Annotated in this window: 10 protein-coding genes and 3 rRNA genes; 11 read left to right on the top strand and 2 right to left on the bottom strand. The window is 42.6% G+C overall.

Annotated features, from left to right (window positions below; translation table 11 throughout):
• Positions 1 to 11 precede the first annotated feature (11 nt).
• The 8 genes from plsX to rrf all read left to right on the top strand — a co-directional run bounded on the left by plsX (position 12) and on the right by rrf (position 10,572).
• A complete protein-coding gene (gene plsX, locus LGQ02_RS12975) occupies positions 12 to 1,013 on the top strand; it encodes a phosphate acyltransferase PlsX (RefSeq protein WP_226514788.1) in 1,002 nt (333 codons plus the stop codon).
• A gap of 2 nt (positions 1,014 to 1,015) precedes the next feature.
• Positions 1,016 to 1,957, top strand: coding sequence for an ACP S-malonyltransferase (gene fabD / locus LGQ02_RS12970; RefSeq protein WP_226514787.1), 942 nt, complete (start codon positions 1,016 to 1,018; stop codon positions 1,955 to 1,957).
• Positions 1,958 to 1,962: 5 nt separating this feature from the next.
• Positions 1,963 to 2,700, top strand: a complete 738-nt coding sequence (gene fabG / locus LGQ02_RS12965) for a 3-oxoacyl-[acyl-carrier-protein] reductase (RefSeq protein WP_226514786.1) — start codon at positions 1,963 to 1,965, stop codon at positions 2,698 to 2,700.
• Between the two features lie 128 nt (positions 2,701 to 2,828).
• Positions 2,829 to 3,062, top strand: coding sequence for an acyl carrier protein (acpP, locus tag LGQ02_RS12960; protein WP_226514785.1), 234 nt, complete (start codon positions 2,829 to 2,831; stop codon positions 3,060 to 3,062).
• A 79-nt stretch (positions 3,063 to 3,141) separates the two neighbouring features.
• Positions 3,142 to 3,903: a ribonuclease III gene (gene rnc / locus LGQ02_RS12955; RefSeq protein ID WP_404802356.1), complete on the top strand. Its 762-nt coding sequence runs from the start codon at positions 3,142 to 3,144 to the stop codon at positions 3,901 to 3,903.
• A gap of 1,619 nt (positions 3,904 to 5,522) precedes the next feature.
• A 16S ribosomal RNA gene (locus LGQ02_RS12950) occupies positions 5,523 to 7,077 on the top strand.
• 359 nt (positions 7,078 to 7,436) lie between these two features.
• A 23S ribosomal RNA gene (locus tag LGQ02_RS12945) occupies positions 7,437 to 10,372 on the top strand.
• An 83-nt stretch (positions 10,373 to 10,455) separates the two neighbouring features.
• Positions 10,456 to 10,572, top strand: a 5S ribosomal RNA gene (rrf, locus tag LGQ02_RS12940).
• Together the 16S, 23S and 5S rRNA genes form the textbook arrangement of a ribosomal RNA operon.
• An 824-nt stretch (positions 10,573 to 11,396) precedes the next feature.
• Here rrf and LGQ02_RS12935 read toward each other — a convergent pair.
• On the bottom strand, positions 11,397 to 12,212 hold the full coding sequence (locus LGQ02_RS12935) for a hypothetical protein (RefSeq protein WP_226514784.1): 816 nt from the start codon (positions 12,210 to 12,212) through the stop codon (positions 11,397 to 11,399).
• Between the two features lie 54 nt (positions 12,213 to 12,266).
• The gene (locus tag LGQ02_RS12930; RefSeq protein ID WP_226514783.1) at positions 12,267 to 13,151 is read right to left on the bottom strand and encodes a hypothetical protein; all 885 of its coding nucleotides are present in this window, start codon (positions 13,149 to 13,151) and stop codon (positions 12,267 to 12,269) included.
• 382 nt (positions 13,152 to 13,533) lie between these two features.
• On the opposite strand from LGQ02_RS12930, the gene LGQ02_RS12925 reads away from it, so the two are divergent.
• From LGQ02_RS12925 to LGQ02_RS12915, 3 genes are all read left to right on the top strand, one after another.
• Positions 13,534 to 14,145 carry a hypothetical protein gene (locus LGQ02_RS12925; RefSeq protein WP_226514782.1) on the top strand — a complete coding sequence of 204 codons (612 nt, stop codon included), beginning with the start codon at positions 13,534 to 13,536 and terminating at the stop codon, positions 14,143 to 14,145.
• Positions 14,146 to 14,168: 23 nt separating this feature from the next.
• The gene (locus LGQ02_RS12920) at positions 14,169 to 14,471 is read left to right on the top strand and encodes a hypothetical protein (RefSeq protein ID WP_226514781.1); all 303 of its coding nucleotides are present in this window, start codon (positions 14,169 to 14,171) and stop codon (positions 14,469 to 14,471) included.
• 338 nt (positions 14,472 to 14,809) lie between these two features.
• Positions 14,810 to 15,043 carry a hypothetical protein gene (locus tag LGQ02_RS12915; RefSeq protein ID WP_226514780.1) on the top strand — a complete coding sequence of 78 codons (234 nt, stop codon included), beginning with the start codon at positions 14,810 to 14,812 and terminating at the stop codon, positions 15,041 to 15,043.
• The last annotated feature ends 47 nt before the right edge of the window (positions 15,044 to 15,090 follow it).

Genomic DNA, 15,090 nt, shown 5'->3' with positions numbered 1-15,090 from the left:
AGGTGTTAAAAATGAAGCTTGCTGTTGATGCGATGGGTGGCGACCATGCACCTGAAAGTGTCTTATACGGGTGTAAAGAAGCATTAAATACATATAAAGACTTGTCTATTATTTTAGTTGGCGACGAGTCTAAAATTAAAGCATATATGGAGCCGTCCGATCGCGTTGAAATCATTCATACAGATGTACAAATAGAAGCAGAAGACTCTCCAGTAAAAGCAGTAAGACGTAAGAAAGATTCATCAATGGTTTTAGCTGTACAGCAAGTGAAAGAAGGAAATGCTGATGCAGCGATTTCTGCTGGAAATACCGGAGCGCTTATGACAGCCGGTCTTTTAATTGTTGGTCGAATGAAAGGAATTGAACGCCCAGCACTGTCACCAATGCTGCCAACACTTGGTGGAGACGGATTCTTATTATTAGATGTTGGAGCAAATATGGAAGCGAAAGCATCGCACCTCTTCCAGTACGCTCTAATGGGTGATGTATACATGAAGAAAGTCCGTAAAGTGGAAAAGCCGAGAATTGGATTACTTAATGTTGGTACAGAAGCAGGGAAGGGCACGGAACTAACAAAAGAAGTATATGCCCTCTTAGAAAACAGTAACATGGAATTTGTCGGAAACGTTGAAGCTCGTGATTTATTAGAAGGTGCAGCAGATGTGGTCGTATGTGACGGATTCTCAGGCAACCTTGTCTTAAAGTCAATCGAAGGAACCGCATTATCCTTATTTTCATTACTTAAAGAGGAACTCACTTCTTCTGTGAAAAATAAGCTTGCTGCTGGCGTACTCAAACCATCTTTTAAGCGAGTAAAACAAAAAATGGACTACTCAGAGTACGGTGGAGCAGGCCTTTTCGGATTAAATGCCCCAGTTATAAAAGCGCATGGCTCATCGGATGAACGTGCATTTTTTAGTGCGATTAAACAAGCGAAATTAATGCATGACGAAAAAGTAGCTGAAACAATTAAACAAGAAATTGTTGCATACGAATCAGAAAAGGAGATGTAACTATGGGGAAAACAGCTTTTCTATTTCCAGGTCAAGGCTCACAACAAATCGGAATGGGAAAAGAGTTAGCAGAGACATACGATGTGTGTTTAAATATTTTTAAAAAAGCTGACAATGTTTTAGAAGAAGAATTTACGAACTTAATTTTTCACGGTGATGAAGAAGAGTTAAAACGTACGGAAAATACTCAGCCTGCATTACTTACAACAAGTGTCGCGATTTTAGAGTTATTAAAAGAACAAGGGATCGAAAGCCACTATGTAGCAGGGCACAGCTTAGGGGAGTATTCTGCACTGGTCGCAAGCGGTAGTTTAAGTTTTGAAGATGCATGTTTAGCTGTTCAAAAAAGAGGACAATGGATGGAAGAAGCAGTACCAGCTGGTGAAGGAACAATGGCTGCTGTGCTTGGTATGGACCGTGAAACGTTAGTGGAAGTGACGGAACAAGCGACAGAAGAAGCGAGTGTCGTAGAGCCTGCAAACTTTAATAGCCCAGGCCAAATCGTTATTTCTGGTACAGTTGCTGGTGTCGAGCGTGCGGGAGAGCTTGCAAAAGAGAAAGGTGCTAAACGTGTGATCCCGTTAACGGTAAGTGGACCGTTCCACTCATCATTAATGAAACCTGCAGCAGAAAAAATGAAAGAGCACTTGTCACATGTAAGCTTCTCACAACCTGAATCAAAAGTTGTAGCAAACGTGACTGCTGATATTGTAGAAAGCCCTGAACAAATTCAAGAGTTACTATATAAACAGATTTATTCACCTGTTTTATGGGAAGATACGGTACAAAAACTTGTGGATGAAGGTGTCGATACATTTTTTGAATTAGGCCCAGGAAAAGTCTTGAGTGGTTTAGTAAAGAAAGTGTCAAGACGAGCGAAAGTACTACCAATTTATGATAATGAAACACTTGATAAAGCCTTAACGACACTTAAAGGAGAGTGACGAACTTGAAAGGACAAAACGCATTAGTAACAGGAGGATCTAGAGGAATTGGACGAGCAATTTCACTAGAGTTAGCAAAACAAGGTGTAAATGTCGCAATTAACTATGCAGGTAGCAAAGATAAAGCAGAAGCAGTTGCAGAAGAATGTCGGTCACATGGTGTGAATGCGATGGCGTTACAAGGAAATGTTGCCGATTCTGAAGCTGTACAAAACATGGTTAAAACTGTTGTCGATGAATTTGGATCGATTGATATTCTAGTAAACAACGCTGGAATTACAAGAGATACACTTGTCATGCGAATGAAAGAAGAAGACTTCGATGCAGTCATTGAAACGAACTTAAAAGGCGTATTCAACTGCTCAAAAGCGGTTACTCGTCCAATGATGAAACAGCGCTATGGAAGAATTATTAACATTTCCTCTGTAGTGGGCGTTTTAGGTAATGCCGGACAAGCTAACTACGTAGCTAGTAAAGCAGGTGTCATCGGTTTAACAAAATCATTAGCTCGTGAATTAGCAAACCGAAACATAAGAGTTAATTCAATCGCACCAGGCTTTATCGAAACTGATATGACTGATGAGCTTCCTGAAAATGTGAAAGAAGAAATGCTAAAACAAATTCCATTAGGTAAATTAGGTTCACCAGAACAAGTAGCATCAGTCGTCACATTCCTAGCTAGTGACGCATCTGGCTATATGACTGGACAAACACTACATGTTGACGGTGGGATGGTCATGTAACTGCAGTCTCTGACGCTTTTGAAAATGAATACCTTTGGTGGGCAAACGAACGAATAGACAATCTTAGGAAAACACTCTAGTTTTTTCTTGAGCTTTATCCTATAATGTCTTGAGAGGAGGTGAAGTAAATGGCAGCAACGTTAGATCGTATTGCAAAAATCGTATCCGAACGTCTTGGCGTAGACGAATCAGAAGTAAAACCTGAAGCTACGTTTAAAGATGACTTAGGAGCAGACTCCTTGGATGTAGTTGAACTTGTTATGGAACTTGAAGATGAGTTTGACTTAGAAATTTCCGACGAAGATGCAGAAAAAATCTCTACTGTAGGTGATGTAATTAATTACATAGACAATCACCAATAGTATTTAACCCAAGCCCCTACGAGGGCTTGGGATTTCATTCTTAACTAAAAATTTATTGATAGAAGCGATGGGGGTACTCATGCAACAATCACGAAAGATTCGAAGAAGGGGAATAAAGCATCAAGCGAAGAAAATGCAAATGACAAATGCAAAAAAAAATAAGTATCGTCAATTTTTAAAATCAATTAACATTGACTATAACAATGAAGATTTGTTTATCCAGTCATTTACCCATTCTTCTTACGTTAACGAACATCGAATACGACCACATGACGATAACGAAAGATTAGAATTTCTAGGCGATGCGGTTTTGGAATTGGCCATCTCACAATACCTTTTCAAATACTTTGAAAACATGAGCGAAGGCGAGATGACCAAACTCAGAGCTGCCATCGTATGCGAGCCATCATTGGCAAGAATCGCAGATGAATTAAACTTTGGTGAATATGTATTACTTGGAAAAGGTGAAGAAATGACAGGTGGTCGAAAACGACCAGCATTACTAGCTGACGTTTTCGAATCATTCGTTGGAGCAGTATATTTAGACCTTGGAATGGACGCTGTATACAACTTTTTAGATGAATATGTCTACCCTAAAATCCAAGAAGGAGCATTCTCGCACATGATGGACTTCAAGAGTCAACTACAAGAACTCATTCAACGAGAAGCTCAGGGACATATCCAATATAAAATCGTTCAAGAAAAAGGCCCGGCCCATTGCCGCGAATTCGTCTCCGAAGTCTGGCTTGAAGATACACAATTAGGAGTCGGTACAGGTAGATCGAAGAAAGAAGCCGAGCAACAAGCCGCCCAAAAAGCATTAGAAAAACTCAACTCATAACCCTAAAAAAACTGTTCGTCAAGTCAGCCTTTGAGAACTGGCTCGGGACAAATTCATTTGTCCAAGAGCCAAGTTCAAAAAGGCTGTATTACGCGAAAGCGTAACAAGGCAAGGAACTTGCCAAGCTTGGCGAACAGTTTTTTTTACATATGAGAAACCTTTTCTAATGCGCCCCCCCCCCTATAAGTTGCGACGAGCGGTGTTTGTTTACGAATGGAAATGAGTAAACAAAGAAGCGCAGGAGCAAGCAAACCAAAAACATCCTGATCCTCCGAATAAGAAACATACACCCAAGAGCCAAGTTCAAAAAGGCTGTATTACGCGAAAGCGTAACAAGGCAAGGAACTTGCCAAGCTTGGCGAACAGTTTTTTTTACATATGAGAAACCTTTTCTAATGCGCCCCCCCCCCTATAAGTTGCGACGAGCGGTGTTTGTTTACGAATGGAAATGAGTAAACAAAGAAGCGCAGGAGCAAGCAAACCAAAAACATCCTGATCCTCCGAATAAGAAACATACACCCAAGAGCCAAGTTCAAAAAGGCTGTATTACGCGAAAGCGTAACAAGGCAAGGAACTTGCCAAGCTTGGCGAACAGTTTTTTTTACATATGAGAAACCTTTTCTAATGCGCCCCCCCCCTATAAGTTGCGACGAGCGGTGTTTGTTTACGAATGGAAATGAGTAAACAAAGAAGCGCAGGAGCAAGCAAACTAAAAACATCCTGATCCTCCGAATAAGAAACATACACCCAAGAGCCAAGTTCAAAAAGGCTGTATTACGCGAAAGCGTAACAAGGCAAGGAACTTGCCAAGCTTGGCGAACAGTTTTTTTTACATATGAGAAACCTTTTCTAATGCGCCCCCCCTATAAGTTGCGACGAGCGGTGTTTGTTTACGAATGGAAATGAGTACACAAAGAAGCGCAGGAACGAGCAAGACATCATCGAATATGCTACGAGTTGTCTCGACGGATATGCGTCGAAGGAAAGCTAGAAGAGGAAGAGACAGCACCCAGTAAAACAAAAATAAGATAAGTTCATAATTTAAAAGGAAACCATGCCGTAGGTAGATTTTGTTCTTTAAGTTTGACTAGATGCAAATTTATTTCTTGCAACTCTTCTGTTTGTATGATAAATTAATAAACCTGTCACAAAAAAAGATTACGAACTTCAATGTTGCGTAGAATTAACTTATGTGATAAGATAAATCTTGTCGATGGAACAATGTAGTTTTAATGATAAAGATTGATGAGATAGTTTCCCTGCAAAAAAATATTTGCGTAGAATTAATTTATGTGATAAGATAAATCTTGTCATCAAAAATCACATGAACTGCAAAATAAACCATATTTCTTTTTAAGAAAAAAGGTGTTGTGCAGAACAGTGAGTTGTGGTATAATAAATCTTGTCGCAACAAACGACGCATTGACCTTTGAAAACTAAACAAAAAGCCAAGCGAAATGGGATATGCAGTTTCAACTATATTTTTATAGACGAAACTATAAGTGCAACTAAGGCTTTCGCTATTTTGCGAAAAGCCAAGTTTACTTTAAAAATATCCCGTCAATGAAATTTTTATGATGTCAGAGACATCAAACTCTTAGATCAATTTTGATCACACTTTATTGGAGAGTTTGATCCTGGCTCAGGACGAACGCTGGCGGCGTGCCTAATACATGCAAGTCGAGCGGACCAATTAAAAGTTTACTTTTATGAGGTCAGCGGCGGACGGGTGAGTAACACGTGGGCAACCTGCCTTACAGACTGGGATAACTCCGGGAAACCGGGGCTAATACCAGATGACCAATAGAGTCGCATGACTCTATTGTAAAAGTTGGGATTTATCCTAACACTGTAAGATGGGCCCGCGGCGCATTAGCTAGTTGGTGAGGTAAGAGCTTACCAAGGCGACGATGCGTAGCCGACCTGAGAGGGTGATCGGCCACACTGGAACTGAGACACGGTCCAGACTCCTACGGGAGGCAGCAGTAGGGAATCATCCGCAATGGGCGAAAGCCTGACGGTGCAACGCCGCGTGAGTGATGACGGTCTTCGGATTGTAAAGCTCTGTTGTTAGGGAAGAACAAGTGCCGTTCGAATAGGGCGGCACCTTGACGGTACCTAACCAGAAAGCCCCGGCTAACTACGTGCCAGCAGCCGCGGTAATACGTAGGGGGCAAGCGTTGTCCGGAATTATTGGGCGTAAAGCGCGCGCAGGCGGTCTCTTAAGTCTGATGTGAAAGCCCACGGCTCAACCGTGGAGGGTCATTGGAAACTGGGGGACTTGAGTGTAGGAGAGGAAAGTGGAATTCCACGTGTAGCGGTGAAATGCGTAGATATGTGGAGGAACACCAGTGGCGAAGGCGACTTTCTGGCCTACAACTGACGCTGAGGCGCGAAAGCGTGGGGAGCAAACAGGATTAGATACCCTGGTAGTCCACGCCGTAAACGTTGAGTGCTAGGTGTTAGGGGTTTCGATGCCCTTAGTGCCGAAGTTAACACATTAAGCACTCCGCCTGGGGAGTACGGCCGCAAGGCTGAAACTCAAAGGAATTGACGGGGGCCCGCACAAGCAGTGGAGCATGTGGTTTAATTCGAAGCAACGCGAAGAACCTTACCAGGTCTTGACATCCTCTGACAACCCTAGAGATAGGGCTTTCCCCTTCGGGGGACAGAGTGACAGGTGGTGCATGGTTGTCGTCAGCTCGTGTCGTGAGATGTTGGGTTAAGTCCCGCAACGAGCGCAACCCTTGACCTTAGTTGCCAGCATTTAGTTGGGCACTCTAAGGTGACTGCCGGTGACAAACCGGAGGAAGGTGGGGATGACGTCAAATCATCATGCCCCTTATGACCTGGGCTACACACGTGCTACAATGGATGGTACAAAGGGCAGCGAGACCGCGAGGTTGAGCGAATCCCATAAAGCCATTCTCAGTTCGGATTGCAGGCTGCAACTCGCCTGCATGAAGCCGGAATTGCTAGTAATCGCGGATCAGCATGCCGCGGTGAATACGTTCCCGGGCCTTGTACACACCGCCCGTCACACCACGAGAGCTTGTAACACCCGAAGTCGGTGCGGTAACCTTTTGGAGCCAGCCGCCGAAGGTGGGACAGGTGATTGGGGTGAAGTCGTAACAAGGTATCCCTACCGGAAGGTGGGGATGGATCACCTCCTTTCTAAGGAGCTATTAGCTCATTACTTTATCGATCGTTTGCGCTTTTTGTTTAGTTTTGAGAGGTTATACTCTCAAAACATTGTTCTTTGAAAACTAGATAACAGATTAAGACTGATTGATCTTCACCGGTTGTTTGAAACGAATTCAGTAATGGATTCGACAGAGTACAACCGAGTGTCTTAGAAGGTTAATATGACGCCACAAGCTTTTGTAAAACTCGATTTGAAATTGAGTTTGCAAAGAGGGTCAAGTTATTCGAGGAAGCAAGGAATGGAGCGACTGAGCGTATGTTTAAAGGATACGTGACAGGAGCGACAGACGACGCTGACGAAGAAGAACGAAGGCCATCTGCAGCAAAGTGGTTAAGCTAGAAAGGGCGCACGGCGAATGCCTTGGCACTAGGAGCCGAAGAAGGACGGGACGAACACCGATATGCTCCGGGGAGCTGTAAGTAAGCTTTGATCCGGAGATTTCCGAATGGGGGAACCCACCACCTGTAATGAGGTGGTATCCATACCTGAATACATAGGGTATGAGAAGGCAGACCTGGGGAACTGAAACATCTTAGTACCCAGAGGAAGAGAAAGCAAATGCGATTTCCTGAGTAGCGGCGAGCGAAACGGAACTAGCCCAAACCAAGAGGCTTGCCTCTTGGGGTTGTAGGACACTCCATACGGAGTTACAAAGAAACGGAGTAGATGAAGCGACCTGGAAAGGTCCGCGGGACAAGGTAAAAGCCCTGTAGTCGAAACTTCGTTTCCTCCGGAGTGGATCCTGAGTACGGCGGGACACGTGAAACCCCGTCGGAATCTGGGAGGACCATCTCCCAAGGCTAAATACTCCCTAGTGACCGATAGTGAACCAGTACCGTGAGGGAAAGGTGAAAAGCACCCCGGGAGGGGAGTGAAAGAGATCTTGAAACCGTGTGCCTACAAGTAGTCGGAGCCCGTTAATGGGTGACGGCGTGCCTTTTGTAGAATGAACCGGCGAGTTACGATTACGTGCAAGGTTAAGTTGAAGAGACGGAGCCGCAGCGAAAGCGAGTCTGAATAGGGCGAATGAGTACGTGGTTGTAGACCCGAAACCGTGTGATCTACCCATGTCCAGGGTGAAGTCCAGGTAACACTGGATGGAGGCCCGAACCCACTCACGTTGAAAAGTGAGGGGATGAGGTGTGGGTAGGGGTGAAATGCCAATCGAACTCGGAAATAGCTGGTTCTCCCCGAAATAGCTTTAGGGCTAGCCTCGAGGGAAGAGTATTGGAGGTAGAGCACTGATTGGACTAGGGGTCCCCACAGGATTACCGAATTCAGTCAAACTCCGAATGCCAAATACTTATCCTCGGGAGTCAGACTGCGAGTGCTAAGATCCGTAGTCAAGAGGGAAACAGCCCAGACCATCAGCTAAGGTCCCCAAGTATACGTTAAGTGGAAAAGGATGTGGAGTTGCTTAGACAACCAGGATGTTGGCTTAGAAGCAGCCACCATTGAAAGAGTGCGTAATAGCTCACTGGTCGAGTGACTCTGCGCCGAAAATGTACCGGGGCTAAACGTATCACCGAAGCTATGGATTGTCCTTACGGACAGTGGTAGGGGAGCGTTCCAAGGGCGTTGAAGCTCAACCGAGAGGATGGGTGGAGCGCTTGGAAGTGAGAATGCCGGTATGAGTAGCGAAAAGAGGGGTGAGAATCCCCTCCGTCGAAAGCCTAAGGTTTCCTGAGGAAGGCTCGTCCGCTCAGGGTTAGTCGGGACCTAAGCCGAGGCCGAAAGGCGTAGGCGATGGAAAACAGGTTGAAATTCCTGTACCACCACGTCACCATTTGAGCAATGGGGGGACGCAGGAAGGTAGGGTAAGCACGGCATTGGATGTCCGTGTCCAAGCAGTTAGGCTGGTAAGTAGGTAAATCCGCTTACCGTAAGGCTGAGCTGTGATGGCGAGCGAAATTTTAGTAGCGAAGTTCCTGATCCTACACTGCCTAGAAAAGCCTCTAGCGAGGTGACTGGTGCCCGTACCGCAAACCGACACAGGTAGGCGGGAAGAGAATTCTAAGACGCGCGGGAGAACTCTCGTTAAGGAACTCGGCAAAATGACCCCGTAACTTCGGGAGAAGGGGTGCTCTATTAGGGTTTACGCCCGAGAGAGCCGCAGTGAATAGGCCCAAACGACTGTTTATCAAAAACACAGGTCTCTGCCAAGCCGCAAGGCGAAGTATAGGGGCTGACACCTGCCCGGTGCTGGAAGGTTAAGAGGAGGGGTTATCCCATTAGGGAGAAGCTCTGAATTGAAGCCCCAGTAAACGGCGGCCGTAACTATAACGGTCCTAAGGTAGCGAAATTCCTTGTCGGGTAAGTTCCGACCCGCACGAAAGGTGCAACGATTTGGGCACTGTCTCAACGAGAGACCCGGTGAAATTATATTACCTGTGAAGATGCAGGTTACCCGCGACAGGACGGAAAGACCCCATGGAGCTTTACTGTAGCTTGATATTGGATTTTGGTACAGCTTGTACAGGATAGGTAGGAGCCTTGGAAGCCGGAGCGCTAGCTTCGGTGGAGGCGTCGGTGGGATACTACCCTGGCTGTACTGGAATTCTAACCTCGGACCGTGATCCGGTTCAGGGACAGTGTCAGGTGGGCAGTTTGACTGGGGCGGTCGCCTCCTAAAAAGTAACGGAGGCGCCCAAAGGTTCCCTCAGAATGGTTGGAAATCATTCGCAGAGTGCAAAGGCATAAGGGAGCTTGACTGCGAGACATACAGGTCGAGCAGGGACGAAAGTCGGGCTTAGTGATCCGGCGGCACCGTATGGAAGGGCCGTCGCTCAACGGATAAAAGCTACCCTGGGGATAACAGGCTAATCTCTCCCAAGAGTCCACATCGACGGGGAGGTTTGGCACCTCGATGTCGGCTCATCGCATCCTGGGGCTGAAGTAGGTCCCAAGGGTTGGGCTGTTCGCCCATTAAAGCGGTACGCGAGCTGGGTTCAGAACGTCGTGAGACAGTTCGGTCCCTATCCGTCGCGGGCGTAGGAAATTTGAGAGGAGCTGTCCTTAGTACGAGAGGACCGGGATGGACACACCGCTGGTGTACCAGTTGTTCTGCCAAGAGCATAGCTGGGTAGCTACGTGTGGACGGGATAAGTGCTGAAAGCATCTAAGCATGAAGCCCCCCTCAAGATGAGATTTCCCATCACGTCAAGTGAGTAAGATCCCTCAGAGAAGATGAGGTTGATAGGTCTCATGTGGAAGCGTGGCAACACGTGGAGCTGAGAGATACTAATCGATCGAGGGCTTAACCAAAGTATTACATTAACCTTCAGACCGAAGGTCATCAGTCAAATGTTATCTAGTTTTGAGAGTACAATACTTCTCAATTTCATAAGTCCAGTGACGATAGCGGAGAGGTCACACCCGTTCCCATGCCGAACACGGAAGTTAAGCTCTCCAGCGCCGATGGTAGTAGGGGGCTCTCCCCCTGTGAGAGTAGGACGTTGCTGGGCAATCAAAGGCACCTTCAGATGAGGGTGTCTCTTTTTATACACATATAAAAAGAAGAGATTATACCGAAAGATATAACAAGCATAATGAGGAAAAGCTCGACAGAGGTGCATGATGAACAAGTAGATCAAGGAATCGACGGAGCGAGCCTCACAATGTACGATGTACATGAGAAGTGAGCGAGGGAAAATGACGTAGAGGTACGCAGTTAATCATGCGCCGAACAGCGCTGATGGTAGTAGGGGGCGCCCCCTGTGAGAGTAGGACGTTGCTGGGCAATCAAAGGCACCTTCAGATGAGGGTGTCTCTTTTTATACACATATAAAAAGAAGAGATTATATCGAAAGATATAACAAGCATAATGAGGAAAAGCTCGACAGAGGTGTATGAGGAACAAGTAGATCAAGGAATCGACGGAGCGAGCCTCACAATGTACGATGTACATGAGAAATGAGCGAGGATTTAAAAAGGTTCGCTGGCTAAAAGCGCAACGTCCAATTGCAATGCCAGCACTAGTACATCCTGTACGTCGAATATACGCCGTTCATCATGTACTGAACAGTGCCGAAGGTAGTTGTGGGCGCCCCTGTGAGAGTAGGACGTTGCTAGGCAAATAAAGGCACCTTCAAAAGAGGGTGTTTTTGTACACAAATAAAAACTCTTTAGTGGTATCATGTCCCTGACCATATTCTTGTTGAGAAATTTATATGGATATTAAAATAAAGGCATAGGGAATCCCTATGCCTTTACTAAATGCATTTTTTATGTGAAATTACTTCAAACTCATAAGTGAATTTGTTCATCCACAGTGCGATGTTACAGCTTATTAATTAAATAGGTTCTTTATAAATGTGATAAATGTATAAAAGGAGAAGGTATTAGAAGCAGTGTTTCCTTCAATATCAGTCTCTGTAGATACATCAGCTTCAACCTCAGCTTCAACATTATTATTTTCCTCTAGTTCGTTTATGCATTTTACTAATTTGTTTTTTAGCTCAGTCTCTTTACCAACATTGATATTACTGTCTGCTTCTATTTTTGACTGCAGTTGTGCCGCAAGATCATCAATATTTATGGTCAATTGTGAAAAGATCCCTCCATTAAGGTCAAGCTCTTCTACGATGGATGATGTGCTTGTGACTTCTTTAATGCAGGTTTTGAGTGTTTCTTTTGCTACTTTATTTTCTGCATGCATTGAAGTTTCTAGATCTACCTCAGCATTGGTATTATTTTTCGGTTCTGTATTTTTGTTCGTTGAACTCTCAGATGTGAAACTTACCTCTGATCCAGCGTCTGTTCTAGATTCTGCATTACCATTCGTTGTCTTTTCCGTCGTAGAACTTGATTCTGCCTTTGTTTCTTTCTCTGCTTCAACTTCTTTTTCAACAGAGTGATCAGAATCGGAAGTTTCATTTTCTTGATTCGATAACTCAACATCTAATTTTGAATTTGCCTCGACTGATTGATCAGCTTCAACATTTACACTATTCTCTTTTAAGTTGAGTTCTGTTTTTCCCTCTAGTTCAAGGTTTGTATCTGTTGATAGTCCACCCAATGCATAAATTTGCGAACCTCCAGCCATTAAACCGAACGTAACAATCCCTGTTATTGATAAAACTTTCATTGTTTTTTTCTTCATCATTTTCATCTCTCCTCATTAAATAAATTTAAATACACTCATTCGTACATTTTACCTTTATAAATGAGGAGTAAATTGTGGCGGTGGAAGAGGTGGTGCATTTACCCATTGATCATAAAAAGATTTTTGTCCTGTAGTTAAATATAGTAGACCATTATCACTGATGATAGTGGAATCTAAAATGCCTTCCAATGTTACAGATACTGTAGTGTTTGTTTTTCCAGGAATGATTGGTGAATGTTGTGTAGGAACAGTTCCATCAACAGGCGCTCTTCTCTCTTCTTTGTTATTTTCTGAATCATCAACTCTTCTTACAAGATCTACTTGTTCTTTTTTGAGGATGTCTTCCATTTGTTCCTCTATTGTGTTGGATAGAAATGATCGTTTGGTATCGTCTTTATGTAGTTCTTCTTGATGTTCTGGATCATCACCATTAAATGTTGTCATGTTTTCTAACATATCACGTGTCTGTTTTACTAACTCTGTTTCTTCAATAGGTGATTTTTCTAAGACGTCTTTGGCTTTTTCTTTCTTATTTTTTAAAGTATTATTTACTTCGTTAATCGTTGATGTAGGAATAGTTTCAATTTTTTCGTTCAATTGAACACTTTTGTTTTTAATGTTGGACGTTAATTTACTTCGATTTTGATCTTTTTCTTCATCGTCTAGGTTGTTCTCTTTCGTTGTGTTCACAATTGTTTTCGCTTCATTTATTATTTCAGTAGCTACATTTTGTTCTTCCTTATTGTTTGACTCATCATGATAAACTTCATTGTTGCTTTCATTTTCTGTTTCATCACTGTTTTCGAGTGCAGTAAGGACTTCATCTTTTCCTTCTTCTATATCAGAAAGTGCAGCGGAAACGTTCATTTTTTCCATATCAATAATTAGAAAGGCAAGGAAAAACACGAACCAAAAGGTGGATAAAGTAAACTTTTGCACGCTTTTTCACCTCCTTTTTTTGAATCTTTACTATTACGTTCGTGATGTACATGAAATCATTGTCCGTTATTAATAAAAAAAATCAGATAATTTGTAAGGGGATATGGGAGAATGGATTAGAATAGAGAGAAGATGATTCAGCCGGTTCGTTTGCGGGAGGGGTTACCAATATGAGAATTAAGAGCTAGCTAACATTAGCTAACTCTAAGGACTTTTTTTGGTTAATGCGTTCGCTAGTTTTTAATGGCGATTTTTTTATAAAGCTAAAATAATAATCATCCCAATGATTTTTAGATTGCTAACATCTTAAGCATCGAAACTTTTCTTTTGTTCGGTCGTATGTATGATTACTGTATTTAATGAATGATTAGGAGGGGTGCCATTGAAGAGTTTGTTCTATCTGTTCGTTATGAGCTTTTTATTGATCATGGGCTGTAGTCAAACAAATAAAGAAAATGAGTTAGCATTGATCGATGCAGACTTTCATTATCCCTCTTTTACAACACCGGAAGAGTGGGAAATCATCGCGGTGATTGAAGAATTAGAGATGAAAAAATATGACTTGTATGAACCAAAAAACAATGAATTTTATGACATCCCTTTAAGTTATATTATTGAATATGGCAATAAAACCGACGTAAATGATTATGAACGTGGTGAGTACGTAAAAATATTACATGCACAAAACGAAGATCAAGGGCTATGGGGAAGGACCACCTTATATATGCATTCATCTGAAAAGACGTACGGGAGTTTTGGGATGGGTAGAGAACCTTATCCTCGTATTGACATAAGATCCATAGATACTGAAAGCTTTAAAATCAATGATCAGTTTTCGATAAACGGTATAGAAATTAGTTATAGTAAACAAAATGACCTTCATCTATTTCTATGGAAAAAAGATGACATGTTTTATGATCTCTTTATTAATGATCGTGGTCAACATTTAGATGATCTTTTAGAAATTGTACAGGGGTTTGTAAATTCAGAATAGGTATTGGATGAGGAGGGACAACATTGGCTGAAACAATCATTATGATTATTCTTATGATCCCGCTATATGGGGTTTTCATTTGGTCTTACCTTTATCCAGAGGAAAGTATGTTATTTCTAAAAAGGTGGATGTATAATGAAGAACCTCAGTTTTCGGAGGGGGCAATTCTTTATTCGAAGTTTGTATCAATGGTTGCAATAGGAATTTTCACAATTATTATTATTACTTCGGTTTTTGACAACCCATTAGTGAATCTTGTTCTAGGGCTTGGTATTATTATATTTTTACTCATACGGGCATATAAAATGATTTCGAAATCAGCATGACTCTTAATCTTGTCTTACACAATATATTAAGTGCTGGATACTAGGGTGAGTATTAAAGCCATTCTTTTTAGGATCGTTCTGTATTAAATTTTTGTGCTCATCGTGATTTTACCATGGTTGTGTTTACGACTATTAGTTACACCCGGATATACAAAAGCGAAAAATACATGTCTTGAAAATGGATATATGATTACAGAAGACCGTTTAGGTTTTTTTGAGTTTGACTAGCATTCACTAGGTTAGATGATTAACTCCGATTCTTAAGCTAAATAATTAGAGAAGTTGAATTTACCCCTGTATTTGATGAGTTAACATTTATCGGGAGGGGGCGTTATATATTGGATGGTAATATCGTTTTTGAAGCTGAGCCGTTTTACAATAATGGAAAGTTAACGATAGGACAAAGAGAATTTTTGAAAGCCATAAAAACTGACATTGAAAAAATTCGTCAACGTGTACCCGTTAATGGAGAAATAGGTGGCAAATTTTCACCTTCTGATTTTAATGGTAGCTTAGATAGGTTGTGGGAAAAAGATTATTTGTCTTTATATGAGAAGGGTTTTGTGGAGTGATTTATAAATGAAGAGGTGATCGCCTATTTTTAATAAGGACATAAGGG

Origin of the sequence: Bacillus shivajii (assembly GCF_020519665.1) — a bacterium.
Taxonomy (GTDB): Bacteria; Bacillota; Bacilli; order Bacillales; family Salisediminibacteriaceae; genus Bacillus_CA; species Bacillus_CA shivajii.
Note: the sequence above shows the minus strand (reverse complement) of the source record. Positions and strands in the feature narration are given on the sequence as shown.

Coding starts and splice junctions, on each gene's coding strand:
- plsX (WP_226514788.1), top strand. CDS start 12: ATGAAGCTTGCTGTTGATGCGATGGGTGGCGACCATGCACCTGAAAGT.
- fabD (WP_226514787.1), top strand. CDS start 1,016: ATGGGGAAAACAGCTTTTCTATTTCCAGGTCAAGGCTCACAACAAATC.
- acpP (WP_226514785.1), top strand. CDS start 2,829: ATGGCAGCAACGTTAGATCGTATTGCAAAAATCGTATCCGAACGTCTT.
- rnc (WP_404802356.1), top strand. CDS start 3,142: ATGCAACAATCACGAAAGATTCGAAGAAGGGGAATAAAGCATCAAGCG.
- LGQ02_RS12935 (WP_226514784.1), bottom strand. CDS start 12,212: ATGATGAAGAAAAAAACAATGAAAGTTTTATCAATAACAGGGATTGTT.